Source organism: Amycolatopsis tucumanensis, assembly GCF_021654135.1.
Classification (GTDB): domain Bacteria; phylum Actinomycetota; class Actinomycetes; order Mycobacteriales; family Pseudonocardiaceae; genus Amycolatopsis_E; species Amycolatopsis_E tucumanensis.
In genome coordinates, this window is sequence record NZ_JAKGSD010000068.1 from 15277 (window position 1) to 39916 (window position 24640).

The following is a 24640-nucleotide window of genomic DNA, read 5'->3' on the forward strand; positions in this document are numbered from 1 at the left end:
CTGGAGATCGCAGTGACGTACGTGATTGCCGAGCCCTGCGTCGACGTGCTCGACAAGGCGTGCATCGACGAATGCCCCGTCGACTGCATTTACGAAGGCGACCGCATGCTCTACATCCACCCGGACGAGTGCGTGGACTGCGGTGCCTGCGAGCCGGTGTGCCCGGTCGAGGCCATCTACTACGAGGACGACGTCCCGGACGAGTGGGCCGAGTACACCAAGGCCAACGTCGACTTCTTCGACAGCCTCGGCTCGCCCGGCGGCGCCTCGAAGGTCGGCAAGACCAGCAACGATCCGCAGTGGATCAAGGACCTGCCCCCGCAGGGCGAATGAACCGCGGCGGTACCGGCCTGCCCGACTTCCCGTGGGACTCGCTCGCCGAGCCCACGGCGCGGGCGAAGTCCCACCCCGGCGGCCTCGTCGACCTCTCGGTCGGCACCCCGGTCGACCCGGTGCCCGAGTCGATCCGCGCCGCGCTGGCGTCGGTGTCGGAGATCCCCGGGTACCCGACCACCCACGGCACGCCTGAGCTGCGCGCGGCGGCGGTCGAGGCGCTGAGCCGCCGGCACGGGGTCACCGGCGTCGATCCGGCGGCGGTGCTGCCCACGATCGGGTCCAAGGAGCTGGTCGCCTGGCTGCCGCGGCTGCTGGGCGCCGAGCCCGGCGACACCGTGGTGATCCCCGAGCTGGCCTACCCGACCTACGAGGTCGGCGCACTGCTGGCCGGCGCCGGGGTCGTGCGTGCCGACGACCCCCGTGGCCTCGCCGAGCCGCCCGCGATGGTGTGGCTGAACTCGCCGTCCAACCCGACCGGACGCGTGCTGGGCGCCGAGGCGCTGCGCGAGATCGTCGAGTGGGCGCGCGAGCGGGACGTGATCGTGGTCTCCGACGAGTGCTACCTCGCGCTGGGCTGGGACGCCGATCCGGTGTCGATCCTGCACCCGTCGGTGTGCGGCGGCCGCCACGACAACCTGCTGGCCGTGCACTCGCTGTCGAAGTCCGCGAACCTGGCCAGCTACCGCGCCGGGTTCGTCGCCGGTGACCCGGAGCTGGTCGCCGAGCTGCTGGCGGTGCGCAAGCACGCCGGCATGATCGTGCCGCGGCCGGTCCAGGAGGCGATGACGGTCGCCCTGGCCGACGACAGCGCCCTGTCGCTGCAGCGCGATCGCTACGCCCGCCGTCGGGTGGTGCTGCAGAAGGCGTTGCAGGACAACGGTTTCCGGATCGACCACTCGGAGGCCGGGCTCTACCTGTGGGCCACCCGCGGTGAGGACTCCTGGGAGACCCTGCGGTGGCTGTCCGAGCGCGGGATCCTCGTCGCGCCGGGCACGTTCTACGGCCCCGCGGGCGGCGAGCACGTGCGGGTGGCGCTCACCGCGACCGACGAGCGCGTCGAAGCCGCCGCCGAGCGCCTCGCTCAGTAGCCGAGCAACGCCTGCCGTTCCTGCTCGATGACGTCCGGGAAATCGGGCAGGTCGTAGTTCGCCAGGATTACGGCCACCCAGTCGGTGTCGAGGTAGATCGACCAGTTCGTGTTGCCCCCGGCGATACCGCCGCCGTGGTTGACGATCCGTTGCCCCTCGACCAAGCCGACCAGCGGGCCGTACGCCTGGAAAGTCTCGCCGCGTGGCGCGCCACCCCGCATCGGCGGACTGCTGATCTTGCCACCCGTGTACAGGTCCCGGTAGGCGTGGCCGAGCAGTCTTCCGTCCCGCAGCGCGAGCGCGAAGCGCACCAGGTCGGGAGCGGTCGAGAAGGCCCCGCCACCGCCGGATCCGACGAAGGCGCGTGCGGCGTTGCTACCGAACCCGCCGTTGATGGTGGAGCCGGCGGAGAGGTCGCGCACGCCATCCACCCGCGAGCCGTCCTGCAGGTAGACGTACGGGTGGGCGATGCGCACGTTCGCCAGCCAGTCCGCCCGTGTGCAGTAGGCGGAGTCGCGCATCCCGGCCGGCTCGAAGATGTGCTGCCGGACGTAGTCCTGGAACGGCTGCCCGGACACGGTCGCGACGATCTCGCCGAGGATTTCGTAGCCCTCGCTGCTGTACGCCTTGTCGCTGCCGGGGACGAACCGCAGCGACAGCTCACGGGTGCTCCGGGCAAGGTACTCGGTGCGTTCCTCGACGCTGGTGAAGATCCTGCCTTCGCTGGTCGCGGAGGTCAGCCCGCCGGTGTGGGTGAGCAGGTGGTGCACGGACACCCTGGTCGCCACCTCGGCGGGGAAACCGTCCAAGTGGTCGCCGATCTTGTCGTGGAACCGCAGCTTGCCCTGCTCGGCGAGCTGGACGACGGCCAGCCCGGTGAACGGCTTGGCGCCCGATGCCAGGTTGAAGATCGTGTCGTCCCGGTTGGGGACGCCGTGCTCCTGGTCCGCCATCCCGTACGAGCGGACCAGCACCGGCCGGCCTCCGCGGGCCACGAGCACGGTGCCGGAGAACCGGTCCTCGGCTGCGCGCTGTGCCAGGTAGCGGTCGTAGGCGCCGCCCGGCCGCAGTGCCGCAGGCACGGCCGTGGAGCTGCCGGCGGCCGCGGCCGGAGGCGCGGCCAGCAGGCCGGTGGCGAGCGGGACGGCGCTGAGCGCGGCCCGCCGGGAAAACGCCGTCATCTGCACTCTCCCGTCGTGATCGTTCGGGAGAGTGAACCGGGGCACCTGTTTCCCCGGTGTTTCCGCTCAGTAGTCGCGGCCGGTGAGGCCCCGGTAGACGAACCGGGTGAGGGCTTCGAGCGCCTCTTCTTCGGGCAGGTCCAGCAGCCCGTCGTGCCACTGCCGCGCGAAGGTCTCGGCCGCCGTGGTCATCATCGTGACGCTCGCGCGCGGAGTGCCGGGCAGGCGGTGGCCCGCCTTGGTCACGTAGTCCACGTGGTCGGTCAGTTCCTCGTTCTGCGCGCGGGTGAACTCCGCGAGCTTGCGGGCGAAGTCCGCGTTGACCATCGCCGCCTGCTGCAGCGCGCGCATTGTCGGCGCGTGCTCGCGGTAGAAGCGCCAGTACGCCTCGACGTGGAAGCGGACCGCCGCGGGGTCGGCGAAGTCCGGGCTGTGACCGGCCTGGTCGGCGCTCTCGTCGCCGGCCACCTCCAGGTCCGCCAGCAGTGATTCGAGCAGCTCTTCCTTGCTGGCGAAGTGGTTGTAGAACGATCCGGCCGCCCGGCCCGCCTCCGCCGTGATGTCGGTGATCTTCGTGTTCAGGTAGCCGCGCGTGGCGAACAGCCGCTGCGCCGCGGCCTTCAGTGCGGCCTCGGTCTCCGCCGCCTTCTCCTTGCGCTTCACGGCACCTCCTTGACGGGAGCACGCTAGCAAGTCCACTATGAATCAAGATTCAGTGAATGGAGATTCAGAAAATGGACATTGTGATCGCGGGTGCGGGCCCGGCGGGGCTCACCCTGGCCATCGACCTCGCCCGGCGCGGCGTCGGCGTGCGGATCGTCGACAAAGCGACCGAGTTCTTCCGCGGCTCCCGTGGCGACGGGCTGCAGCCGCGCACCCTGGAGGTGTTCGACGACCTCGGGGTCATCGGCGCCGTGCTGACCGCGGGCCGGGAGATGCCGGCCTTCCGGGTGCACCTGGACGGCGAGTACGTCATGGAGCGCCGGATGGGCGAGCGGCGCGAGCCGACTCCCGACGTGCCCTACCCGAACGGCTGGGTGCTGGGGCAGTCGCAGACGGAGGGCATCCTGCGCGACCGGCTGGCGGAGTTCGGGGTGCGGGTCGAGCTGGGTGCGGAGTTGACCGGCTTCACGCAGGACGGCGCCGGGGTCACGGCGGAGCTGTCGACCGGTGAGACGGTGCGCGCGGACTACCTGGTCGGCGCGGATGGCGGGCGCAGTTTCGTGCGGAAGGCGCTGGGGATCGAGTTCGAGGGCGTCACCGACGAGTCGGTGAAGATGCTGCTCGGCGACGTCGAGGCCGATCTGGACCCGGAGTTCGGCTACTGGTTCGCGCGTGCGGCGGACCCGGGCAGCGGGGTCATGATGAGCCCGCTGCCCGGGATCGGCCTGTTCCAGTTCGGCGCGCCGCTGGGGGAGGCCGACGCGGAACCGACCGCGGAGACCCTCCAGTCCATTTTGGATGGTCTGAACGCGGGGGTGCGCCTGGGGGAGCTGGCGTGGTCGACGGTGTGGCGGCCGAACGTGCGCCTGGCGAAGCGGTTCCGGGAGGGCCGGGTGTTCCTGATCGGCGACGCGGCGCACGTCCACCCGCCGACCGGTGGGCAGGGGCTGAACACGGGCGTGCAGGACGCCTTCAACCTGGGCTGGAAGCTGGCCGACGGCTCACCGGAGCTGCTGGACAGCTACGAAACCGAGCGGCGGGCGGTGGCCGAGCGGGTGCTGGGGGTCTCCTCGGAGCTGCTGCGCAGGCACCTGGAAGGCGATGAGCGGGCCCACGAACGCGGTGCGGAGACCCAGCAGCTCGACATCAGCTACCGGGTGACGGACGAGCCGGGCCTCGCGGTGGGGGACCGCGCGCCGGACGCGCCGGTCCTGGACGCCGGCGGCGCGGAGGTCCGCCTGTTCGACCTGTTCCGCGGCCCGCACGCCACGAGGCTGATTTTCGACGCCGACGCACCGGAGGAGCCACACACCTACGCGGTGCTGCGCCCGGGGGTGAAGGCGGCGGGGCGGTACGTCGTGGATGCGGAGGGCTTCGCGTTCTCGGCCTACGACGCGAAGGAGGTGGTCGTGCGGCCGGACGGCTATGTGGGCGCGCTGACCCGCTAGCCGCGGACGCGCGGTCGGCAGGGCGCGACGGTCTCGGAGCGATGGGGGAGCGGTGACTGTCGCGCTGGGTAGGGCGCGATGGTCTCGGGTCGGTGGGGGCGTGGGCGTTGCGCTGGGCAGGGCGCGCTGGCCTCGGGCCGGTGGGGGAGCGGTGCCCGTCGCGCTGGGCCGGGCGCGATGGTGTCGGGTCGGTGGGGGCGTGGGCGTTGCGTTGGGCAATGCGCGCTGGCCTCGGGCCGATGGGGGAGCGGTGCCCGTCGCGCTGGGCCGGGCGCGATGGTCTCGGGTCGGTGGGGGCGCGGGCGTTGCGGCGGGTGGTGATGGCCGCCGGTCAGCGGGGGCGGGTGTTGCGGCGGGTGGCGAGAGGGCGCTCGTTTCGGGCGATGCCCGCCCGGGCAGTACGCGATCCGCGGCGGCCCGCTGACCTCGCGGCTGCCCCGGTCCGGCAGGCTCGCCGGGCGGCGGGTGGCGAGAGGGCGCTCGTTTCGGGCGATGCCCGCCCGGGCAGTACGCGATCCGCGGCGGCCCGCTGACCTCGCGGCTGTCCCGACCCGGCAGGTCCGCCGGGCGGCGGGTGGCGAGAGGGCGCTCGTCTCCGCGGGCGGCGCTGCGCGCCTCGCGCGATGGTCTCGCCTTGGCGGCGGACCGCGGGCCTTGCGGTTGCCCGTCCGGGCAGTGCGCGAGCTGCGGGGCCCTCCCGTTGCGAGCGGCGCGGCTGGGCATCGTGCGAGCGATCTGGTTCCGCGGCAATGCCCGTCCGGAGTGAGCTAGCCGCAGACCTTCGCCGCCGCGGTGTGCACGTCCGCCAGCACCGCGCCCCAGGCGGCCCGCGCCGCCGCGCGGCGCCTCAGTTCGCGCTCCGCGATGCGGCCCGCGACGAAACCGACGGCCGGCTCGTCCGTCGCGGCGACCAGCGCGCGCATCCGCTCGGCGGCCACCACCGCGTCCTGGTGGTCGCCCAGCACGTCCTGCAGCCGCTTCGTCGCCTTGATCAGCTCGCGCACCCGCGTGACCTGCTTCTTCCGCGCCGCCGACTTCGCCGTCTCCGCCGCGTACCGCAGGCGCTTCCCGTGGATCCGCAGCTCGTGCAGCTCGTCGTCCGGCGGGTCGGCCGGCAGCGCGGTCACCGCCTTCGTCAGCTTCCGGTACGGCTTCCGCACCACGGCGGCGACGTCGACCGGCCCGGGCTGAGCACCGGGGGTGAGCTGCAGCTCCGTCAGCACCAGCCGCGCCGTCGACCGCAACAGCGCGGCATACCGGGCGCTGCCGAGGCACCGGTTCAGGCGGCGCTTCGCCTTCGACCGCTCCGCGACGAAGATCCGCACCAGCCGCGCGCCCGCCTGCTGGTCGGACTCGTCGAACGACGCGACCGTGGCCCGCAGGTGGTCGATCAGCACGTCGTGGTCACGCACCTCGCCGAGCCCGGCGCCGAGCCACTTGAGCTCGGCCCGCACGTCGTCGCCCGCCGGCCCCAGCAGCTTCAACGCGCTGCGGAGCCGGCGGACGGCGACGCGCATCTGGTGCAGGTCCTCGGGATCGGCCCCGGACCGCGTGCCCGGCTCGTACTTGAGCATCGCGCGCAGCTGACCGTCGATCCGCGCCCGCAGCAGGGCCTCGGGGGTGTCTCGTGGCCCCGCGACCAGCGGTTCGCCGGGCAGACCCAGGTCACCGGCGGTCACGACACGGGATGGCAACGTAGCGGTGCTCACCGGATGAATGATAGGTGAACGAAAATCGCACCCAGGTCAGTTCGCGTGCAGCATCTCGTTCAGCTCGATACCCGCACCGGTCCGCGGAACGGCCTCGACCGCGCCGGTCTCGGAGTTGCGACGGAACAACGCGCCGGAGATGCCGGACAGCTCACGCGCCTTGACGGTCTTGCCCTCGACCACGACCTTCGTCCCGGCCGTGACGTAGAGCCCGGCCTCGACCACCGAGTCGTCGCCGAGGGAGATGCCGACCCCGCCGTTGGCGCCGATCAGGCAGCGCTCACCCAGCGAGATGACCTCCTTGCCGCCGCCGGACAGCGTGCCCATGATCGACGCGCCGCCGCCGACGTCGGTGCCGTCGCCGACGACCACACCGGCCGAGATGCGGCCCTCGACCATCGACGCGCCGAGTGTGCCCGCGTTGAAGTTGACGAAACCCTCGTGCATGACAGTGGTGCCGTTGGCCAGGTGCGCGCCGAGGCGCACGCGGTCGGCGTCGCCGATCCGCACCCCGGTGGGCATCACGTAGTCGACCATGCGCGGGAACTTGTCGACGCTGTAGACGGTGACCGGGCCGCGCGCCCGCAGCCGAAGCCGGGTCTGCTCGAAGCCCTCGACCGGGCACGGGCCGTGGTTGGTCCACACGACGTTGGCCAGCAGGCCGAAGATGCCGTCCAGGTTCTGCCCGTGCGGCTGCACCAGGCGGTGCGACAGCAGGTGCAGGCGCAGGTAGATGTCGTGCGCGTCGGCCGGGGCCTGCGCGAGCGTGCCGATGGTGGTGCGGACGGCGACCACCTCGACGCCACGGGCCTCGTCCGGGCCGAGCAGCGCGGCGGCGGCCTCGCCGAGGACCTCGGCGGCCTGCTCGCGGGTCAGCCGCTCGGTTCCGCTGGTGCCGGGCTCACCCAGCTTGGGCTGCGGGAACCAGGTGTCCAGCACGGTCCCGTCGGTGGTGACGGTGGCCAGGCCGACGCCGTGCGCACCGGTGGTCTCGGGGTTGGGGCTCTGCTCGCTCACGGCCCCAACCGTAACTCAGCCGGTCATGAGCTGGGTGTCCACCAGTTGCTTGACCGACCGGAGGCTGTCGGCGATCGCGGTGAGCGCCGTGGTGCACGCGCCGCCCGGCTCGGCGACGGCGTCGCAGTGGCCGCCGCGGTAGTCGCCGATGGCCTTTTCCAGGCCGTTCGCCGCCGCGACCACGTCCGGGTGCTTGGGGCCGGCCTGCTCGCGCACCAGGCCCGGGGTGCTGCCCAGCTCGGTGACGTACTTGCCGCAGCCGCGCGGGGTCTGGCCGGCCGGGTCGCGGAAGCAGGTGTCCGCGGTGAGGGCGTTGAGCTTGACCGACAGGGCGTACGGCGTTTCCGCCTGGCCCCCGCCGCCCTTCGGGGTCGGGCCCGCCTCGTTCGAACAGCCGGCCAGCACGAGTGCCAGCGCACCGAGCGTGATCAGGGCCTTCCACGTGCGCATCCGCCCACCGTACGACACCCCCTAGAGTCGGGACATGACGACTCTCGACCTGCACGCCGACCCCGTCGACCTGACCGCCGCGCTGGTGGACGTCCAGAGCGTGTCCGGGCAGGAGGCGGCGCTGGCCGACGCGGTGCAGGCCGCGTTGCTCGCGCAGGCCGGGCACCTGGAGGTGGTGCGCAACGGCGACGCCGTGCTGGCCAGGACGAACCTCGGCAGGCCCGCCCGCGTGGTGCTGGCCGGGCACCTGGACACGGTGCCGGTCAACGAGAACCTGCCGGTGCGCCGCGAGGGCTCCGGCGACGACGAGGTGCTGCACGGGCTCGGCACGGTCGACATGAAGGGCGGCGACGCGGTGTTCCTGCACCTGGCCGCCACCGTCACCGAACCGCGCCACGACGTGACGTTCGTCTTCTACGACAACGAGGAGGTCGAGGCCGTGCGCAACGGTCTCGGCCGGATCGAGCGGGAGATGCCGGAGTGGCTGGCCGGTGACCTGGCGATCGTCGGGGAGCCGTCGAACGCGGTCATCGAGGCAGGCTGCCAGGGCACGATGCGGGTCGAGCTGCGCCAGACCGGCAAGCGCGCGCACACCGCGCGGGCCTGGATGGGCGTCAACGCGATCCACGCGCTCGGCGAGCCGCTGCGGCGGCTGGAGGCCTACGAGGCGCGGGTGGTCGACATCGACGGCCTGACCTACCGCGAGGGTCTGCAGGCCGTGCGGATCTCCGGCGGCATCGCCGGCAACGTCGTGCCGGACGAGGCCGTGCTCGCCGTGAACTTCCGGTTCGCCCCGGACCGCAGCCCGGAACAGGCCGAAAAGCACCTGCGCGAGGTGTTCGACGGCTACGAACTGTCCGTTGTGGACCTCTCGCCGGGCGCGCTGCCCGGGCTGACCGCCCCGGCGACGGCCGAGCTGGTCCAGGCCGCCGGCGGCGCGGTGGCGGCGAAGCTGGGGTGGACGGACGTCGCCCGGTTCGCCGCGCTCGGCATGGCCGCGGTGAACTTCGGTCCCGGGAACCCGACCCTCGCGCACACCCGCGAGGAGCACGTCGCGGCGCGGGAGATCCGGCAGGTCACGCGCGTGCTGCGGGACTTCCTGGGCCAGTAAGCTCGGCGGCGTGACAGGGCCAGAAGTGGACGGAACGTCCGAGTATCCCGAGCACCCGCGGGAGAAGCAGCGGGGGCCGGTCGTGCTGCGCCGCGAGCGCCGCATCGAGCCGACCACCACCGACCAGCGCCTGCTCGACTCGCGCGGGCCCAGCGACTGGGTGCACACCGACCCGTGGCGGGTCATGCGCATCCAGGCCGAGTTCGTCGAGGGCTTCGGCGCGCTGGCCGAGGTGCCGCGCGCGGTCACCGTGTTCGGTTCGGCCCGCACGCCGCGCGACCACCCCGAGTACGAGCTGGGCCGCAAGATCGGCGCGGGCCTGGCGAACGCCGGGTTCGCGGTCATCACCGGTGGCGGGCCGGGCGCGATGGAGGCGGTCAACCGCGGCGCGTCCGAGGCGGGCGGGCTGTCCATCGGGCTGGGCATCGAGCTGCCGTTCGAGCAGGGCCTGAACCCGTGGGTCGATCTCGGGGTGAACTTCCGGTATTTCTTCACCCGCAAGACGATGTTCATCAAGTACGCGCAGGCGTTCATCTGCCTGCCCGGTGGGTTCGGCACACTGGACGAGCTGTTCGAGGCGCTCACCCTGGTCCAGACCAAGAAGGTGACGAAGTTCCCGGTGGTCCTGTTCGGACGGTCCTACTGGGGCGGGCTCTACGACTGGGTCCGGGACTCGGTGCACGCCCAGGGCAAGATCAGTGACAAGGACCTGGCGCTGCTGCACCTCACCGACGACGTCGACGAGGCGGTGGCGATGGTCGAGGAGGCCTACAAGGCCTGGGAGGACACCCACTAAGTGAAGCGAATCTGTGTGTTCTGCGGTTCTTCCGGCGGCGGCGACCCGGTGTACGTGGACGCCGCCACGGCGCTCGGCAAGCTGCTCGCCGAACGCGGCATCGGCCTGGTCTACGGCGGCGCGAGCGTCGGCCTGATGGGCGCGGTGGCCGACGGCGCGCTCGCGGCGGGCGGTGAGGTGATCGGCGTGATCCCGGAGCACCTCAAGCGGGTGGAGATCGCCCACGCGGGCCTGTCGGAGCTCGTGGTGACCGCCGACATGCACGAACGCAAGGCGAAGATGGCCGAGTACGCCGACGCGTTCCTGGCCCTGCCCGGCGGCGCCGGGACGCTGGAGGAGCTGGCCGAGGTCTGGACCTGGGCGCAGCTGGGTCTGCACGAAAAGCCGATCGGCCTGGTCGACGTGCGCGGGTACTACCGCCCGTTCCAGGAGTTCATCGACCACATGGTCACCGAGAAGTTCCTCCGCCCGGAACACCGGGACCTGGTCTTCGTCGACGAGGACCCCGCCGCGCTGCTGGACGCTTTCGCGAAGTACGAGGCCCCCGACATCGCCAAGTGGCAGTGACGCACCCCGGGCGCACATAGTCGAGAATGTGCGACCGGGGTGGGGGTCGCTAGGCGGCCTCCCCGGGCCGCTTGTGGTACTTGTCCACGTACTCCTGCCCCGACAACTCGGCGATCGCGTACATCACCTCGTCGGTCACGGCCCGCCGGATCGCCGGCGACGCGTCCAGCCCGTCGTAGCGCGAGAAGTCCAAGGGCTCCCCGAACTCGACGGTGACCTTCGCGAACCGCGGGAACAGCTTGCCGTTGGGCAGCAGCTTCTCCGTCCCGGTCATGGCCACCGGCACGACCTTCGCCCCGGTCGCCAGCGCCAGCGAGCCGACTCCGGTGTGCCCGCGGTGCAGGCGGCCGTCGAGCGAGCGCGTGCCCTCCGGGTAGATGCCGAACACGCCGCCCTCGTCGAGGACCTTGCGGCCGGACTCCAGCGCCGCCAGCCCGGCCTTCGCGTTGCCGCGCTCCACCGGCACGAACCCCACCGCGTCCAGGAACGCGGCCATCAGCCGGCCCTTCAGGCCCTTGCCGGTGAAGTACTCCGCCTTGCCGAGGAACCGCACCCGCCGCGGGCTGACCAGCGCCAGCAGCGTCGTGTCCACCGCCGCGCGGTGGTTGGGCGCGAGGATCACCGGGCCGTACGCGGGAACCCTGTCGACGCCGCGCACCTCCGGCCGGTAGATCAGCTTGACCACCGGTACGGCCAGGAGACGGATCAGCTGGTAAAGCACGGGTTCCTCCAGTTCGTCGTCAATCCCAGCATGGCACGATCGGCGGTCATGGACACCGGCTGGTTCGCCCTGCGCACGTGGCAGGAGCCCGATTTCGACCCCGCTGACCTGGTACGGGCGAAAGCGGGCCGCACCGTGTCGGTGGTGCTGCCCGCGCTCGACGAGGAGAAGACGGTCGGCGAGGTGGTCGCGTCGGTGCGGCCGCTGGTCGGCACCCTCGTCGACGAGCTGGTGGTCGTCGACTCCGGTTCCACCGACGCGACGATCGAGGTCGCGGTGGAGGCGGGCGCGCGGGTGGTGCGCCGCGAGGACGTGCTGCCGGACCTGGAACCGCTGCCCGGCAAGGGCGAGGTGCTCTGGCGGTCACTGGCGGCGACCACCGGTGACCTCGTCGTGTTCCTCGACTCCGACCTCGTCGACCCCGATCCCGGGTTCGTGCCCGCGCTGCTCGGCCCGTTGCTGCTGGCCGAGGGCGTGCACCTGGTCAAGGGGTTCTACCGGCGGCCGCTGCGGGTCGAGTCCGCCGAGGCCGGTCACGGCGGCGGGCGGGTGACCGAGCTGCTCGCGCGCCCGGTGCTGTCCGCGCTGCGGCCCGCGTTGTCGGCGGTGGTCCAGCCGCTCGGTGGGGAGTACGCGGCCACGCGCGAGTTCCTCGAGTCGGTGCCGTTCGCGGCCGGGTACGGGGTGGAGATCGGGTTGCTGCTCGACGCCGAGGCCCGCTACGGCATGGCCGGCCTCGCGCAGGTCAACCTGGGTGTCCGGAAGCACCGGAACCGGTCGCTGCTGCAGCTGGGCGTCATGGCGCGGCAGATCCTCGGCACGGCGCTGGCTCGCTGCGGGGTCGACGCGGGCGGCTCGGGGACGCTGACGCAGTTCGTGGCCGAGGCCGGGGCGTGGGTGCCGCGGGAGTCGGACGTCCTGGTCGCCGACCGGCCGCCGATGCGCGAGGTGCGCTCGGGGGACGAACCCCGCCCGGGTGTGTCACGATTCTGACGTGACGACCGCCCTGATCTACCTCGTGATCATGCTGCTCGTGGCGGCTGTGGTGTTCCTGCTGGCCGCAGTCGTGTTCGGCCGCGGCGAGGAGCTGGCCCCGCTGCCGCCGGGCAGTTCCCCGACGCGCCTGCCGGTGCGGGACATCACCGGCGAGGACGTGCAGAAGGTGCGCTTCCAGCTCGTGCTGCGCGGGTACAAGATGTCCGAAGTGGACTGGGTGGTGCGGCGGCTGGGCGCCGAGATCGACGAGCTCCGCGCCAGGGTGGCCGAGCTCGAGGCGGAACGGCAGACCTCGGGATGATCGACCTGGTCCTGTCCGTGGACGTGCACGCGAGCGCGGGCACGACGTGGCTCGCGCTGACCGACTGGGAGCGGCAGCACGAGTGGATGCTCGGCACGCACGTCGAGGTCGTCGAGGGCGACGGCCGCAGCGTCGGGTCGAAGCTGAGCGCGTTCACCGGGGTGCGCGGGGTCGGCGTCACCGACCCGATGGTGATCACCAGCTGGGAGCCGCCGGTGCGGTGCACGGTCCGGCACCTGGGCAGCGTCGTCAAGGGCACCGGCGCCTTCCACGTGCACGCGAAGGGCGCGCACTCCTCGACGTTCGTGTGGTCGGAGAGCCTGGTGCCGCCGCTCGGGCCCGCGGGGCAGCTGGGCTGGCCGGTGGTGAAGCCCGCGTTCGTGATCGGGCTGCGGTACTCGTTGAAACGGTTCGCGAAGTTCGCGGAGAGCTATTCGGTGGGGCAGGTATGACGGAGTCGATCGGCGCCGACGGGGTGTCGCGGTGCCCGTGGGGGAACTCGGCCCCGGACTACGCCGAGTACCACGACACGGAGTGGGGCGTGCCGCTGCGCGGGCAGGACGCCCTGTACGAGCGGCTGTGCCTGGAGGCGTTCCAGTCCGGGCTGTCGTGGATCACGATCCTGCGCAAGCGGGAGGGCTTCCGGAACGCGTTCGCCGGTTTCGTGCCGGAGAAGGTGGCCGAGTTCGGTGACGACGACGTCGAGCGCCTGATGGCGGACGCGTCGATCGTGCGGAACCGGGCGAAGATCCTGGCCGCGATCACGAACGCCCGCGCGATCACCATGCTGGACCAGCCGCTGGACGACCTGCTGTGGTCGTTCGCGCCGACGGGGGAGCGGCCCCGCCCGCGCACGATGGCGGACGTCCCGGCCATCACGCCCGAGTCGACGGCCATGGCGAAGGCGCTGAAGAAGCGCGGGTTCGCCTTCGTCGGCCCGACGACGTGCTACGCGCTGATGCAGGCCACCGGCATGGTCGACGACCACCTGGTGACCTGCTTCCGCGCAAATTCATAGTTGGGCACCCTGCGCGGCGGTGCGGGTGGCGGAACCTCAGGATCCCGCCCGCCACCCGACCACCGCCCCTCATCGAGGCGCTTCGCGCCGCCGTGCTTCCGGGCTGTGGGATCGCGTCATCGTGAATCCCCGCCCGCCGGCCCGACCACCACCCCTGGTGGACGCGCTCCGCGCGCAGTGCCGACCACCACGTCGGCGCTGTCCTCGCGAGGGGCCCTCCCGCCAGCCCGCCACCACCCTCAACGGACGCGCTTCGCGCGGCTGAGCCGACTCCGAACCCGCGGCGGCGCCAGCTGCGTGTGTGGTGACAGCGGCTCCGCCGCGGAATGGCCCTACTTGCCCTGGAAGTCCGGCTTGCGCTTGGCGACGAACGCCTCCACCGCCTCGCGGTGGTCGGCCGTCGAGCCGAGCACGGTCTGCGCCGCGTCCTCGGCGGCCAGCGCGTCCTCCAGCGAGCCCTCCGCGGCCACGGTCAGCACCTGCTTGATCTTCGCGTAGCTGACCGTCGGTCCAGCGGCGAGCTTCGCGGCGAGCGCCTGCGCCCGGCCGGCCAGCTCCTCGTCCGGTACGACCTCGGTGACCAGGCCCAGCGACAGCGCCTCCTCGGCGCCGACCGTGCGCGCGAGCAGCATCAGTTCGGCCGCCCGGCCGTAGCCGACCAGCCGCTGCAGCGTCCACGACGCGCCCGAGTCCGGGCCGAGCCCGACGTTGGCGAACGCCATCAGGAAGTTCGCCGACGACGCGGCGATGCGCAGGTCCGCGGCGTAGGCGAAAGCCGCTCCCGCGCCCGCGGCGGGCCCGTTCACCGCGGCGATCACCGGCTTCGGCATCTCCACGATGGCCCGGACGATCGGGTTGTAGTGGTCCTGCACGGTCCGCAGCGGCGCCGGGTCGCCTGCCTGCAGCAGCCCGACGTGCTCCTTGAGGTCCTGGCCCGCGCAGAACGCCTTGCCCGCGCCGGTCAGCACGACCGCGCGCACCGCGGGGTCCGCCGAAGCCTCGCGCAACGCGGCCAGCAGGCGCTCCTTCAGCTCGACGGTGAGCGAGTTGTAGGCCTTGGGGCGGTTCAACGTCACGGTGCGCACGCCGTCGGCGTCGGCGGTGAGCAGCACGTCCTCGGTGGTCACCGGAGGGCCTCCTGAAATCTCGGGTGAGGGGCGATACCAGCACCTAAGCAAACACGAAAAGATCGGTCCGCGTTCGCGCGCCCATCCTGATGAGGGAGAATGGGGCCTGACCCGGTTGGCTTGAAGAGCGCGACCCGGGCGCGCCGGTTGATACGGAGGGAGCACGCTATGGCGGCCATGAAGCCCCGGACCGGAGATGGTCCCCTCGAGGTGACTAAGGAGGGGCGGGGCCTCGTGATGCGCGTTCCGCTCGAGGGCGGTGGGCGACTTGTCGTCGAGCTGTCGGCCGAAGAGGCCAAGGACCTGGGGGTTGCCCTGCAGGAGGCCACCAGCTGACCCGCTCCCGTTCCGTCGTCAACGGCTGACGTCACGCGCGGCCGCAGTCCCTTGAGTTCCAGGAGGTCGCCAGATGGCGCGGTTCCCCCTGCCGTCCGTTCCCACCCGGCTGATCGACGTCGAGGTCGCCGACGGCCGCCGTCGAGGCGCCGACCTGGCCGTCCTGGTCCCCGCTGGTGCGGACGCGCCGGTCGCCGGAGTCGAGCACACCGGCAAGGCCGGTGAGGTCCGCCGGCTCCCCGGCGGGGACGTGCGCTGGCTGGTGGGGATCGGCGAGGGCGGGCCCGCGCACTGGCGCGCCGCGGGCGCGGCCCTCGCCAGGGAGGCCGCGGACGTCAAGGCGGTGCAGGTCGAACTGGATGCCGACGTCACCGGCGAGCAGGTCGCGGAGCTGACCCTGGGGGCGCTGCTCGGCGGGTACCGGTTCAAGGTCAGCGGCGACGCGGAGCAGCCTGCGCTACGCACGCTGCGCCTGGTCACGGCCGACACTGGTCACCAGCGGGTCGTCGAGCGCGCGCGGGTGCTGGCCGGCGCGTCGGCGCTGGCCAGGGACCTGGCGAACACGCCGTCCAACGTCAAGAACCCGGAGTGGCTGGCCGACACCGCCGCGCGACTGGCCGGCGAGGTGCCGGGCCTGAGCGCCACGATCCGGGACGAGCAGTGGCTGGCCGCGCAGGGCTTCGGCGGGGTGCTCGCGGTCGGCGGGGGCTCGGCGAGCCCGCCGCGGCTGATCGAGCTGACGTACCGGCCGCGTGGCGCGGTCCGTCACCTGCTGCTGGTCGGCAAGGGCATCACGTTCGACACCGGTGGCCTGTCGATCAAACCGGCCGACGGGATGCACCTGATGCGCACCGACATGGCCGGCGGTGGCGCCGTCATCGCGGCCGCGCTGGCGATCGCCTCGCTGCGGCTGCCGGTGCGGGTCACGGCGCTGGTCCCGGCGGCGGAGAACCACGTGTCCGGCTCGTCGTACCGGCCGGGCGACGTGGTGCGGCACTACGGCGGGCGGACCACCGAGGTGTCCAACACCGACGCCGAGGGCCGCATGGTCATGGCGGACGCGCTGGCCTACGGGATCCGGCGGTTCAGCCCGGACGCGGTGGTGGACGTGGCGACCCTGACCGGCGCGATGAAGGTCGCGCTGGGCCTGCGGACCGGCGGGCTGTTCGCCACGGACGACAAGCTGGCCGACGAGATCCGCGAGGCGGGCGCGAGCGTCGGGGAGGCATGGTGGCGGATGCCGCTGCTGGACGCCCACGCCGACGCGGTGCGCGGCGAGCTCGCCGACGTGAAGCAGGCGCCCGGCGGGCCAGGCGGCATCACGGCGGCGCTGTTCCTGCGCGAGTTCACCGAGGGCCTGCCGTGGGCGCACCTGGACATCGCGGGCCCCGCCAGGGCCGAGAAGCCCTACGCGGAGGTCGTCCCGGGCGCGACGGGTTTCGCGGCGCGGACGCTGGTGGCGTTCGCGGAGGCGTTCGGTTCGGATCAGGCGTAGTTCCGGGCGCGATGGTGTGGCTGCCCTGCGGGGCGGTGGTATCTCGATTACCGGGAGGGCGCCGCGGGTCCGAAGTGCTACTCCCGGCCCGGCTCAGATCAGGCGTAGCGCGTGCCGTTGGTGCGCACGTAGTCCCGGAAGGCGGCTACCGCCGGGGTCGGTTCCTCGCCTGCCCGCCAGGTCAGTCCGATGGTGCGGCTGACCCGTGGCGACAGCGGCACCTCCACCACCCCGGCCGGCGGCGCTGGCCCGAACCGCGGCAGCAGCGCCACCCCAAGCCCCGCGGCGACCAGGCCCCGCGCGGTGTCCGACTCCTGGCTCTCGAACGCGATCTTCGGCTCGAACCCGGCCGCCGCGCACAGGTCGTCGATGATCTGACGCAGGCCGTAGCCGTGTTCGAGCGTCACGAACGGCTCGTCGGCCAGCTCCTCGACCCGGATGCGGCGCCGCCGGGCCAGCGGGTGCGCCTCCGGCACCGACAGCAGCAGGTCCTGCTCCGACAATGCGAAGCTGTCCAGCGCCGCGGTGTCCGGCAGCGGAGCCACCAGCGCCAGGTCCAGCTCACCGTCCGCGAGCCGGTCCAGCACGTGCTGCCGCGAGCCCTGGACCAGCGAAAACCGCACGCCGGGGTGGTCGGCGCGGAAGTCGCGCAGCAGCGAGGGGACCAGCCACCGGCCCAGCAGGTGCAGGAACCCGAGCACGACGTGCCCGCTGTCCGGCGAGATCTCCTCCCGCGTCTGCCGCACACCCGTCTCGACGACAGCGAGCGCGCGGGCGGCCGTCGCGGCGAGGATTTCGCCCGCTCGCGTGAGCCGGACGCCGCGCCCGTCCGGCCGGGTCAGCGGCGCGCCGACGACCTCGGACAACCCGGCCAGGCGGCGGCTCACCGTCGGCTGCGGGATGCCCAGCCGCTCCGCCGCGCGGGTGATGTTGCGCGTTTCACGCAGGGCCGCCAGCAGGGCCAGGCTGGGCGCGAGCTCCGCGGCCGGCCGCTGGTCAGACGCTTCCGCCGGGCTTTCATACGTCACGGTATTAATTTTGCCAGTTCCGCGCATTGGACGTATTTTTTAGCGCGGCTTACTTTCGAGGCGTGTCAGTCGATGTGCTCGCCCCAGCCCGCCCGGCAACGCGGCGGGTGAAGCTCGCGGTCGCCGCTGCCGGGATTTCGTCGTTCGCCCTGCTCTACGCGCCGCAGCCGGTCCTGCCGCAGCTCGCCGCGCAGTACCAGCTCGACCCCGGTTCGGCGTCGCTGGCGGTGTCGGTGGCGACCGGGGCGCTGGCGATCGCGGTGCTGCCGATCGCGGCGTTGTCGGAGATCGTCGGGCGGCGGCCGATCATCGTCGCGTCGGTGACGTTGTCGGTCGTGCTCGGCCTCCTGATGCCGTTCGCGCCCTCGTACCCGGTGCTGCTCGCGTTGCGGGCGTTGCAGGGGATCGCGATCGCCGGGTTCCCTGGGGTGGCCTCGGCGTACCTGGTTGAGCAGCTCGGCAAGACCGGGGTGGCCGCGGCGGTCGGGGCGATGATCGCGGGCAACACGGTCGGCGGCATGGTCGGCAGGCTGTCGGCCGGGTTCAGCGCGGAGGCCCTCGGTTGGCACGGCGCGCTGGCCGTGGTCGCGGGGGTGGCGCTGGTGTGCAGCGCGATCACGGTGTTGTCGTTGCCTGCGGGCGCGCGGCCGCGCGGTCCGGGGTTGCGGTTGCGGGACGTGCTGACCGGCGTCGGGACCGCGTTGCGGCGGCCGGTGCTGCTGGCCCAGTACGGGGTGGCGCTGCTCGCGATGGGCGCCTTCGTGGCGATGTACAACGCGGCGGGCTTCCGGCTGACCGGGGAGCTCGGGCTGTCGCCTGCGGTCGCTTCGCTGGTGTTCCTGGCCTACGCGGTGGGCTCGGTGTCGTCGTCGAACGCGGGCAGGCTGGTCGCCCGGTTCGGCCGGCCGCGCGCGGTGCTCGGTGGGCTGGCCGTGATGGCGACCGGGATCCTGCTCACCCTGCCCGACTCGCTGCCGCTGGTGGTGCTCGGTTTCGTGGTGCTCACCGGCGGTTTCTTCGCCGCGCACGCGGTCGCCAACGGCTGGGCCGCGGCGGAGGCCCCGGAGGGGGCGCGGGGCCAGGCGTCCGGGATGTACACGCTGGCCTACTACTTGGGCAGCAGCGTCGGCGGCACGGCCGGGAGCGTGGTCTTCGGACGGTTCGGCTGGAGCTGGCTGGTCGGGGCCGCGGTGGTGTGGCTGGCACTGGCCGGCGCCGCGGTGGTCGGGCTGCGGGCGCGGACCGCGCGGGTGGCTGTGGTTTAGGGCGACCGGCGCGGCGGTGGCCAGGGTGTCGGCACACCGTCCGGCGGCTGGTTTCGGCTGAGGGCGACCAGCACGGCAGCCCCGTTGGCCGTGGTCGGGCCGAGGGGCGCACCACCCGGTGGTTGATTTCGGCTGAGGGTGACCAGTGCGGCGGCGACCCGGCGGTGCTGGTCGGGCCGCAAGGATCAGCCTTCGCGCAGCCGCTGCCCGCCGGGCGGCGATCCCGGCCTGATCGCAGCCCTCAGCCCTCCAGCAGGAAGTACTCGTTCCCGAACGGGTCGGTGAACCACGTCGCCTTCGTGCCCCATGGCATCGCCTGCGGTTGCCCCGCGAAGCGCACACCCCGGGCAGACATCTCGGCCTGCGTGGCGGCCACGTCGGGCGTCATCACCGTGATCCCGGTGCCGCCCGGGACCAGCTCCCGCGCGTAGACCTCCGGCTGCCCCAGCACGATCGACGTCACCGCGCCCGGCGGCGCCACGCTCAGGAACCGGTGCACCGGCCCGAACCGCAGGTCCTCCCGCTTCTCCCACCCCAGCGTGCTCACGTAGAAGCGCAGCGCCTCCTCCTGGTCGCCGACCAGGATCGTGGCCGAGTGCAGGTGCGTGATCACCCTCCGGACGCTACGGCGGCGCTCTCACCGGTGTCTTCTCCGTTCTTGCGCATCGGCCGAGGCGAGCGCCGGCAGGGCGATCAGCACCGGCGGCGACCAGTCCTGCCCCAGGTCCAGGTGCACGTCCCGCTGGTGCACCGGCGCCTCCGCCGACACCCGCACCGCCCGGGGACACGCGCCGGCCACGGTGCGGCCCGGGAGTAGCTGCGCCGTCGCGCCGCCGCCGCTGGGCAGCGCCGACGACATCACCCAGTACGTGCCCGCCGGGACCCCGGTGAGCAGGAAGTCACCGGGTTCGGCCAGCAGCGTGCCGCTGACCGGGAACCCGCGCGCGGCGCGCTTGGGGAACAGCCCGACGTACACCGCCGGGTCCGGCCCCAGCGCCACCTGCGCGGCCGGGCTCAGCCGGACCGTGCCCATCACCGTGCCGCCGCCCGCGCCCGGGGACGACATCGGCCGCGGCGGCGAGTCGGCGAGCACGTCCGGCAGCCGCCGGAACTCGACCGGCGTGGTGCCCACCGCGGCGGTGAACCGGGAGGTGAACGTGCCGACCGCGGAGAACCCCACCGCGTTGCAGATGTCGATGATCCGCTCGTCGGTCTGCAGGAGCAGCTGTTTGGTCCGCTCGAACCGGCGCGCGGTCAGGTACTGGCACGGCGGCATGCCCAGCTCCCGCGTGAACGTGCGGGCCAGGTGGAACGGGCTGTAGCCGACGTGGTCGGCGACGTCCCCCAGCCCCAACGGCTCCTCGGCGTGCGTGGTGATGAACCGCGCGGCGTTCAGGACTGCCTCGCGCATGACGACCCCCTCGTCGATCCGGACATTTCCCGCGTGAGGAGATCCTGCACCAGGGGTACGACGATTTCGAGGGGCGTCACACCGCGCCAGCGGCCCGCGACACAGCGCTGACCAGCGATGATCACTGCACCGCGGCGACCAGCAACCCCCCGCCGACCGGCAGCAGCGCCGGCACCAGCCGCTCGTCCTCACGGATGGCCCGCGCCAGCTCGCGCGCCGCGAGCACGCCGGGCTCCCGCCGCTCGCCGCGGGCCGCGTCGGTCACACCGTGGAACGCGATCACCCCGCCGGGCCGCAGCAGCTGGACGCCGTGCTCGTAGTAACGCGGGTACTCGGCACGCGCCGCGTCGACGAACACCAGGTCGTAGCCGCCGCTGGTGAGGCGCGGCAGCACGTCCAGCGCCCGGCCCATGATCAGCCGCGTGCGGCCGGGCGGGTACCCGGCCTCGCGGAAGGTGCGGCGCGCGGCCTGGTGGTGCTCCGGCTCGATGTCGATCGAGGTGAGGACCCCGTCCGGGGCCATCCCGCGCAGCAGGTAGAGCCCGCTGACCCCGATGCCGGTGCCGATCTCGACCACCGCGCGCGCCCGCAGGCTCGTCGCCAGGAAGCACAGCGCCGCGCCGGTGGCCGGTCCGAGCGCCGCGCAGCCCAGTTCCGCCGAGCGCGCCCGCGCGGCGAGCAGCGCGGCGTCCGCCGGGTGGTCGGGCAGGTAGCCCTCGGCGTGGTCGCCGCCACTCGCCGCGAGCGTCTCGGAGGTCACGCGGCAAAGGTTAGCGCTGGTCGTCGCCAAACCCGTGGAAGACGTGCACACTTCTCTCAGGCGGCTCTCAGTCTCGTCTCACTACCCACATAAGGAGAGGGGCCAAGCTGGGTCTCAACGGGCGCCAGGGGGTTCCCGGGAACACAGTGCGGATGGCCCGCGTTGGACAGATCAGTTGGGAGAACAGCCTGATGGAGGTGCCGTCCCCCACGATGCAGAACAGCCTGGAGAACGAGCAGGTCGAGGGCCGCCCGGTCACCGTCGACGAGTCCGCGTGGACTCCGCCGTCGTGGGACGAGGTCGTCCGCGAGCACGGCGACCGCGTCTACCGGCTGGCGTACCGGTTGACCGGCAACACCCACGACGCCGAGGACCTCACCCAGGAGACGTTCATCCGGGTGTTCCGCTCACTGGCCTCCTACAAGCCGGGCACTTTCGAGGGCTGGCTGCACCGCATCACCACGAACCTGTTCCTGGACATGGCGCGCCGCCGCTCGCGGGTGCGCATGGAGGGGCTGCCCGAGGACACCGACAGAATCGTCGGTGACGACCCGAGCCCCGAGCAGGTCTACAGCGACACGCACCTGGACCCGGACCTGCAGGCCGCGCTCGACGAGCTGCCGCCGGAGTTCCGCGCCGCCGTGGTGCTGTGCGACGTCGAAGGACTTTCCTACGAGGAGATCGGTGCGACGCTCGGCGTGAAGCTGGGCACCGTGCGCAGCCGGATCCACCGCGGCCGGCAGGCGTTGCGTGCCTCGCTCGAACGGCGCCGGGCGGCCAAGGAGGAATCCGTGGGGGTTTCCGCATGAGCGAACTGCGAGGCTGGGGCCTGCCCGAGTCTCACCTGCTTCCCGACGCCGTCGTCGCCTTCGTGGACGGCGAGATGAGCCTGGGCGCCCACGAGCGTGCCGCGTCGCACGTCGCCCGGTGCCCGATCTGCGCCGCCGAGGTGACGTCGCAGCGCCAGGTGCGCGCGGCGGTCCGGCGCGCGGAAGCACCCTCGATGCCGGCCAGCCTGCTGGCGAGCCTGCGCAACATCCCGCAGGACACCGACCTGCCCACTAGTCCCGACAACCTCGCCGTCACCGAGGACGGCCAGCTGGTCGCCATCCAGCGGCCCGACCGCGTCGCCGGTCTCCGGTCGTCCCCTTTTGGTTCGTCGGCGCCGCTCGGGTCGAGCGCGCCCCTCGGTAGTGGTTCCGCCGTTCTGGGCGGTCAGCGTCACCCCTCGGTGCGGCGCCGCGTCGCGCAGGGCGCCGGGGTGGCCGTGTCCGGCCTGGTCCTGAGCGCGCTCGCGCTGGTCGTGACCTCGTCGACCGGCGATCCCACGCAGGCCAACCCGGAGCCGGGCCAGGCGCCCGCGCCCGGTGTGCTGCGTGCGCAGCTCGGTGGCGAGCCGAGCGTGCCCGCCACCACCACGACGACCACCACTCCCGCCCCCGTGGCCAGTCGCTGACGCGCCCTTCACCGTCCGCGGGGGAGAATCGGTGGCGTAGGGTCGCGCCGACAGCACGACGAGCCATCCACCCGGGGAACGATGAGTCAGCCGAATCCACCACAGGACAGCGCAGGCGCGGAACCGCGGCTGGCGCCCCGCCCGCTGGACCGGCCGCCGGTGGATCCCGCGGAAGCCGGCGTGTTCGGCCGCCCGCACGGCGTGGACGGTGCCTTCGACAAGCTCTACACCCCCGGCACACGCAACGGCGACAAGATCGTCGCCGCGCCGCCCGCGCCGGAGTCGCTGGCCGAGGCCTTCGGCCGCCCGCCCGGCGCGGAGGACGTGCGGCTGCAGCGCCCCGCCGGGGACAACGGCAGGCAGCCGGGCGGTGATCCGGAGCCGCCGCTGTGGTCCCGCATGACCGACCCGTGGCGTGACCCGGGTTCGGCCGCGGTGCTGTCCCGCCCGGCGCTCGATCCCGACGACGAGGACGACGAGGACGCCGACCGTCCGCGCAGTGCCCAGCTGTCGCTGCCCGAGCTGCTGTTCGGCCGCCGCGTGAAGCCGGTCGCGCTCGGTCTGCTCGGGGTGGTGTGCCTGCTCATCGGCGCCGTCGGCGGCCTGATCGGCTGGTGGCTCGGCGGTGCGGGCGACTCGCTGACCGGGTCGGCGACGATCTCCGAGGCCGAGGCGGGCAAGGAACGCGCGCCCGGTTCGATCGCCGACATCGCGCAGCGGGTGGCGCCCGCGGTCATCTCGATCGAGGTCAAGTCCGGTCAGTCCGGCAGCGTCGGCTCCGGCGTGATGATCGACCCGCAGGGCTACGCGATCACCAACAACCACGTCATCTCGCTGGCCACCAGCGATCCGCAGGCGAAGATCACCGCGGTGTTCACCGACGGCACCCGCACCGAGGCGCGGGTGGTCGGGACGGATCCGAAGACGGACCTGGCCGTGATCAAGGTGGCGGTGTCGAACCCGACGGTGCTGCAGATCGGCGACCCGGCCGGCCTCGAACCGGGTGATTCGGTGATCGCCGTGGGGTCGCCGCTGGGCCTGGAGAACACCGTGACCTCGGGCATCGTGAGCGCGCTGCACCGGCCGGTGACGGCGGCCGGTGAGAACGGCGAGCCGCCGGTCACGTACGACGCGATCCAGACCGACGCGCCCATCAACCGCGGCAACTCGGGCGGCGCGCTGGTCGACTCGACGGGCGCACTGGTGGGCATCAACTCGTCGATCCGCACGGACGGCGGCGCGGACGGTTCGGGCGGCAGCATCGGCATCGGATTCGCCATCCCGGCCGACGACGCGATCAAGATCGCGCGCACGCTCATCAGCAGTGGCCAGGTCAAGCACGCCGACATCGGGGTGAACGCGGCGTCGGTCGCGGCGGAGACGTCGGAGGGCGCGCAGGTGCTGAACGTCGCCGACGGCGGTCCGGCCGCGCGGGCGGGCATCGCGGAGGGCGACGTCATCACGAAGCTCGGCGACCGCCTGGTCCGGAACGCGGCGGAGCTGACGGTGGCGGTGCGGCAGCACGAGATCGGCGAGACGGTGCCCGTGCAGCTGGTCCGGCAGGGGCGGACGCTGATGGTCGACGTGACGCTCGGCTCGGACTGACCGCCGGATGGACGAGACGTGAACTCCGCGCGCGGGATCCGAACAGGCCGGCCGGCGGGGTAATCTGAGGTAGCTGGAGCCGTGTGAGGCGGAGGTTCGCGAATGTTCGAAAGCGTTGGCTGGGGCGAGATCCTCGTCCTGATCGTCGCGGGCCTGTTCATCCTCGGCCCGGAGCGCCTGCCCGAGGCGGCGGCCTGGCTGGGCCGGAGCGTGCGGAAGGTGCGCGATTTCGCGACCGGCGCCCGGCAGCAGCTCAAGGACGAGATGGGCTCGGACTTCGAGCAGTTCCAGAAGCCGCTGGAGGACCTGCGGCAGCTGCGCAATTTCGACCCGCGCCGGGCGGTCACCCAGCACCTCTTCGACGGTGACCCGGACCCGCTCGGGATCAACGGCCTGTCCGGCGGCAGCGTGAAACCGAACGGCTACCCCGCCACGACGACCACCCCGGCCGCGAAGCCGGACCCAGAACCACTCAAACCAGGCGAAAAGCCGCCCACAGACCCAGACGCCACCTGAGAAGCGGGCCACCCCAGGAGGGGTGGCCCATTTTTTTCTGGCACAACCGCAAACCGGCAACGCAACGGCACTGGCCACCCCGGCAGGGGCGGCCCTTCTCACTTCGAATCCGCAAGCCGGCAACGCAAAGCAAGCGACTACCCCAACCAGACCTCCCCCGCCCCCGATCCACAGCCGATCTTTAGTCGCCGATCAGCGGGGTCAAGGTACTCTTTCCCGCCTTGACGCCGCTGCTCGGC

Annotated in this window: 28 protein-coding genes; 17 read left to right on the forward strand and 11 right to left on the reverse strand. The window is 72.6% G+C overall.

The window, feature by feature from the left end; genetic code table 11:
* Positions 1 to 12 precede the first annotated feature (12 nt).
* Together fdxA and dapC are read left to right on the forward strand one after the other, a co-directional pair.
* Positions 13 to 333, forward strand: coding sequence for a ferredoxin (gene fdxA, locus L2C96_RS39065; protein ID WP_020420964.1), 321 nt, complete (start codon positions 13 to 15; stop codon positions 331 to 333).
* Positions 330 to 1424: a succinyldiaminopimelate transaminase gene (dapC, locus tag L2C96_RS39070; RefSeq protein ID WP_237339685.1), complete on the forward strand. Its 1095-nt coding sequence runs from the start codon at positions 330 to 332 to the stop codon at positions 1422 to 1424. Before fdxA ends, dapC begins: the two co-directional genes overlap by 4 nt.
* Here dapC and L2C96_RS39075 read toward each other — a convergent pair.
* Entirely contained in the window at positions 1418 to 2605 is a 1188-nt protein-coding gene (locus tag L2C96_RS39075) for a serine hydrolase domain-containing protein (RefSeq protein WP_237339686.1), read from the reverse strand. The genes dapC and L2C96_RS39075 overlap by 7 nt on opposite strands.
* A 66-nt stretch (positions 2606 to 2671) precedes the next feature.
* Positions 2672 to 3268, reverse strand: a complete 597-nt coding sequence (locus tag L2C96_RS39080; RefSeq protein ID WP_237339687.1) for a TetR/AcrR family transcriptional regulator — start codon at positions 3266 to 3268, stop codon at positions 2672 to 2674.
* 56 nt (positions 3269 to 3324) lie between these two features.
* On the opposite strand from L2C96_RS39080, the gene L2C96_RS39085 reads away from it, so the two are divergent.
* Positions 3325 to 4716, forward strand: coding sequence for an FAD-dependent monooxygenase (locus tag L2C96_RS39085; RefSeq protein WP_372491315.1), 1392 nt, complete (start codon positions 3325 to 3327; stop codon positions 4714 to 4716).
* Positions 4717 to 5483: 767 nt separating this feature from the next.
* Here L2C96_RS39085 and L2C96_RS39090 read toward each other — a convergent pair.
* From L2C96_RS39090 to L2C96_RS39100, 3 genes are read right to left on the reverse strand one after another with little or no spacing between them, the layout of a single operon-like run.
* Entirely contained in the window at positions 5484 to 6425 is a 942-nt protein-coding gene (locus tag L2C96_RS39090) for a CHAD domain-containing protein (RefSeq protein WP_372491316.1), read from the reverse strand.
* A gap of 36 nt (positions 6426 to 6461) precedes the next feature.
* Positions 6462 to 7442: a 2,3,4,5-tetrahydropyridine-2,6-dicarboxylate N-succinyltransferase gene (dapD, locus tag L2C96_RS39095; protein ID WP_020420958.1), complete on the reverse strand. Its 981-nt coding sequence runs from the start codon at positions 7440 to 7442 to the stop codon at positions 6462 to 6464.
* 15 nt (positions 7443 to 7457) lie between these two features.
* Complete coding sequence (locus L2C96_RS39100; RefSeq protein ID WP_020420957.1) at positions 7458 to 7892, reverse strand: hypothetical protein; 435 nt, start codon at positions 7890 to 7892, stop codon at positions 7458 to 7460.
* Between the two features lie 34 nt (positions 7893 to 7926).
* Between L2C96_RS39100 and dapE the strand changes: the two genes are divergently transcribed.
* Genes dapE through L2C96_RS39115 form a run of 3 tightly spaced genes read left to right on the forward strand, consistent with a single transcriptional unit; the run spans position 7927 to position 10366 of the window.
* Complete coding sequence (gene dapE, locus L2C96_RS39105; protein WP_237339688.1) at positions 7927 to 9003, forward strand: succinyl-diaminopimelate desuccinylase; 1077 nt, start codon at positions 7927 to 7929, stop codon at positions 9001 to 9003.
* Positions 9004 to 9028: 25 nt separating this feature from the next.
* Positions 9029 to 9799 (forward strand): LOG family protein, encoded by a 771-nt coding sequence (locus L2C96_RS39110; protein WP_017986898.1) that lies wholly within the window; start codon positions 9029 to 9031, stop codon positions 9797 to 9799.
* Positions 9800 to 10366, forward strand: a complete 567-nt coding sequence (locus tag L2C96_RS39115) for an LOG family protein (RefSeq protein WP_020420955.1) — start codon at positions 9800 to 9802, stop codon at positions 10364 to 10366. It abuts the gene before it with no gap.
* Between the two features lie 49 nt (positions 10367 to 10415).
* Here the strand turns inward: L2C96_RS39115 and L2C96_RS39120 are convergent, their stop codons facing one another.
* The gene (locus L2C96_RS39120) at positions 10416 to 11087 is read right to left on the reverse strand and encodes a lysophospholipid acyltransferase family protein (protein ID WP_237339689.1); all 672 of its coding nucleotides are present in this window, start codon (positions 11085 to 11087) and stop codon (positions 10416 to 10418) included.
* 48 nt (positions 11088 to 11135) lie between these two features.
* On the opposite strand from L2C96_RS39120, the gene L2C96_RS39125 reads away from it, so the two are divergent.
* Genes L2C96_RS39125 through L2C96_RS39140 form a run of 4 tightly spaced genes read left to right on the forward strand, consistent with a single transcriptional unit; the run spans position 11136 to position 13402 of the window.
* On the forward strand, positions 11136 to 12080 hold the full coding sequence (locus tag L2C96_RS39125) for a glucosyl-3-phosphoglycerate synthase (RefSeq protein WP_237339697.1): 945 nt from the start codon (positions 11136 to 11138) through the stop codon (positions 12078 to 12080).
* A gap of 1 nt (position 12081) precedes the next feature.
* Positions 12082 to 12384 carry a DivIVA domain-containing protein gene (locus L2C96_RS39130; RefSeq protein ID WP_017986902.1) on the forward strand — a complete coding sequence of 101 codons (303 nt, stop codon included), beginning with the start codon at positions 12082 to 12084 and terminating at the stop codon, positions 12382 to 12384.
* On the forward strand, positions 12381 to 12836 hold the full coding sequence (locus tag L2C96_RS39135) for an SRPBCC family protein (protein ID WP_020420952.1): 456 nt from the start codon (positions 12381 to 12383) through the stop codon (positions 12834 to 12836). Before L2C96_RS39130 ends, L2C96_RS39135 begins: the two co-directional genes overlap by 4 nt.
* Positions 12833 to 13402, forward strand: a complete 570-nt coding sequence (locus tag L2C96_RS39140; protein ID WP_237339690.1) for a DNA-3-methyladenine glycosylase I — start codon at positions 12833 to 12835, stop codon at positions 13400 to 13402. The genes L2C96_RS39135 and L2C96_RS39140 overlap by 4 nt, the downstream gene beginning before the upstream one ends.
* A gap of 332 nt (positions 13403 to 13734) precedes the next feature.
* Here the strand turns inward: L2C96_RS39140 and L2C96_RS39145 are convergent, their stop codons facing one another.
* Positions 13735 to 14529, reverse strand: coding sequence for an enoyl-CoA hydratase-related protein (locus L2C96_RS39145; protein ID WP_020420950.1), 795 nt, complete (start codon positions 14527 to 14529; stop codon positions 13735 to 13737).
* A gap of 168 nt (positions 14530 to 14697) precedes the next feature.
* Here L2C96_RS39145 and L2C96_RS39150 point away from each other — a divergent pair, with 168 nt between their 5' ends.
* Positions 14698 to 14865: a DUF3117 domain-containing protein gene (locus L2C96_RS39150; protein ID WP_081617745.1), complete on the forward strand. Its 168-nt coding sequence runs from the start codon at positions 14698 to 14700 to the stop codon at positions 14863 to 14865.
* A 73-nt stretch (positions 14866 to 14938) separates the two neighbouring features.
* Entirely contained in the window at positions 14939 to 16360 is a 1422-nt protein-coding gene (locus L2C96_RS39155; protein WP_237339691.1) for a leucyl aminopeptidase family protein, read from the forward strand.
* A 98-nt stretch (positions 16361 to 16458) separates the two neighbouring features.
* Here L2C96_RS39155 and L2C96_RS39160 read toward each other — a convergent pair whose 3' ends face one another.
* Complete coding sequence (locus L2C96_RS39160; protein ID WP_237339692.1) at positions 16459 to 17388, reverse strand: LysR family transcriptional regulator; 930 nt, start codon at positions 17386 to 17388, stop codon at positions 16459 to 16461.
* Between the two features lie 107 nt (positions 17389 to 17495).
* On the opposite strand from L2C96_RS39160, the gene L2C96_RS39165 reads away from it, so the two are divergent.
* On the forward strand, positions 17496 to 18653 hold the full coding sequence (locus tag L2C96_RS39165) for an MFS transporter (RefSeq protein WP_237339698.1): 1158 nt from the start codon (positions 17496 to 17498) through the stop codon (positions 18651 to 18653).
* 241 nt (positions 18654 to 18894) lie between these two features.
* Here the strand turns inward: L2C96_RS39165 and L2C96_RS39170 are convergent, their stop codons facing one another.
* The 3 genes from L2C96_RS39170 to L2C96_RS39180 form a co-directional block, all read right to left on the reverse strand.
* Positions 18895 to 19266, reverse strand: a complete 372-nt coding sequence (locus L2C96_RS39170) for a VOC family protein (protein ID WP_237339693.1) — start codon at positions 19264 to 19266, stop codon at positions 18895 to 18897.
* 24 nt (positions 19267 to 19290) lie between these two features.
* Positions 19291 to 20064 carry a helix-turn-helix transcriptional regulator gene (locus L2C96_RS44875; RefSeq protein ID WP_272883883.1) on the reverse strand — a complete coding sequence of 258 codons (774 nt, stop codon included), beginning with the start codon at positions 20062 to 20064 and terminating at the stop codon, positions 19291 to 19293.
* A gap of 121 nt (positions 20065 to 20185) precedes the next feature.
* On the reverse strand, positions 20186 to 20824 hold the full coding sequence (locus L2C96_RS39180) for an O-methyltransferase (protein ID WP_020420943.1): 639 nt from the start codon (positions 20822 to 20824) through the stop codon (positions 20186 to 20188).
* 191 nt (positions 20825 to 21015) lie between these two features.
* Here L2C96_RS39180 and sigE point away from each other — a divergent pair, with 191 nt between their 5' ends.
* The 4 genes from sigE (at position 21016) to tatB (ending at position 24401) form a co-directional block, all read left to right on the forward strand.
* Positions 21016 to 21633, forward strand: coding sequence for an RNA polymerase sigma factor SigE (gene sigE / locus L2C96_RS39185; protein ID WP_017986913.1), 618 nt, complete (start codon positions 21016 to 21018; stop codon positions 21631 to 21633).
* Positions 21630 to 22280, forward strand: a complete 651-nt coding sequence (locus L2C96_RS39190; protein ID WP_020420942.1) for an anti-sigma factor family protein — start codon at positions 21630 to 21632, stop codon at positions 22278 to 22280. Before sigE ends, L2C96_RS39190 begins: the two co-directional genes overlap by 4 nt.
* 81 nt (positions 22281 to 22361) lie before the next feature.
* Complete coding sequence (locus tag L2C96_RS39195; RefSeq protein ID WP_237339694.1) at positions 22362 to 23885, forward strand: S1C family serine protease; 1524 nt, start codon at positions 22362 to 22364, stop codon at positions 23883 to 23885.
* Between the two features lie 102 nt (positions 23886 to 23987).
* Complete coding sequence (gene tatB, locus L2C96_RS39200) at positions 23988 to 24401, forward strand: Sec-independent protein translocase protein TatB (RefSeq protein WP_020420940.1); 414 nt, start codon at positions 23988 to 23990, stop codon at positions 24399 to 24401.
* Positions 24402 to 24640: the final 239 nt, after the last annotated feature.

Coding starts and splice junctions, on each gene's coding strand:
- sigE (WP_017986913.1), top strand. CDS start 21,016: ATGGAGGTGCCGTCCCCCACGATGCAGAACAGCCTGGAGAACGAGCAG.
- L2C96_RS39085 (WP_372491315.1), top strand. CDS start 3,325: ATGGAGATTCAGAAAATGGACATTGTGATCGCGGGTGCGGGCCCGGCG.
- L2C96_RS39155 (WP_237339691.1), top strand. CDS start 14,939: ATGGCGCGGTTCCCCCTGCCGTCCGTTCCCACCCGGCTGATCGACGTC.
- dapE (WP_237339688.1), top strand. CDS start 7,927: ATGACGACTCTCGACCTGCACGCCGACCCCGTCGACCTGACCGCCGCG.
- dapC (WP_237339685.1), top strand. CDS start 330: ATGAACCGCGGCGGTACCGGCCTGCCCGACTTCCCGTGGGACTCGCTC.
- L2C96_RS39125 (WP_237339697.1), top strand. CDS start 11,136: ATGGACACCGGCTGGTTCGCCCTGCGCACGTGGCAGGAGCCCGATTTC.
- L2C96_RS39190 (WP_020420942.1), top strand. CDS start 21,630: ATGAGCGAACTGCGAGGCTGGGGCCTGCCCGAGTCTCACCTGCTTCCC.
- L2C96_RS44875 (WP_272883883.1), bottom strand. CDS start 20,064: ATGCGCGAGGCAGTCCTGAACGCCGCGCGGTTCATCACCACGCACGCC.
- L2C96_RS39195 (WP_237339694.1), top strand. CDS start 22,362: ATGAGTCAGCCGAATCCACCACAGGACAGCGCAGGCGCGGAACCGCGG.
- L2C96_RS39135 (WP_020420952.1), top strand. CDS start 12,381: ATGATCGACCTGGTCCTGTCCGTGGACGTGCACGCGAGCGCGGGCACG.
- L2C96_RS39100 (WP_020420957.1), bottom strand. CDS start 7,892: ATGCGCACGTGGAAGGCCCTGATCACGCTCGGTGCGCTGGCACTCGTG.
- L2C96_RS39150 (WP_081617745.1), top strand. CDS start 14,698: ATGGCGGCCATGAAGCCCCGGACCGGAGATGGTCCCCTCGAGGTGACT.
- tatB (WP_020420940.1), top strand. CDS start 23,988: ATGTTCGAAAGCGTTGGCTGGGGCGAGATCCTCGTCCTGATCGTCGCG.
- L2C96_RS39140 (WP_237339690.1), top strand. CDS start 12,833: ATGACGGAGTCGATCGGCGCCGACGGGGTGTCGCGGTGCCCGTGGGGG.
- L2C96_RS39075 (WP_237339686.1), bottom strand. CDS start 2,605: ATGACGGCGTTTTCCCGGCGGGCCGCGCTCAGCGCCGTCCCGCTCGCC.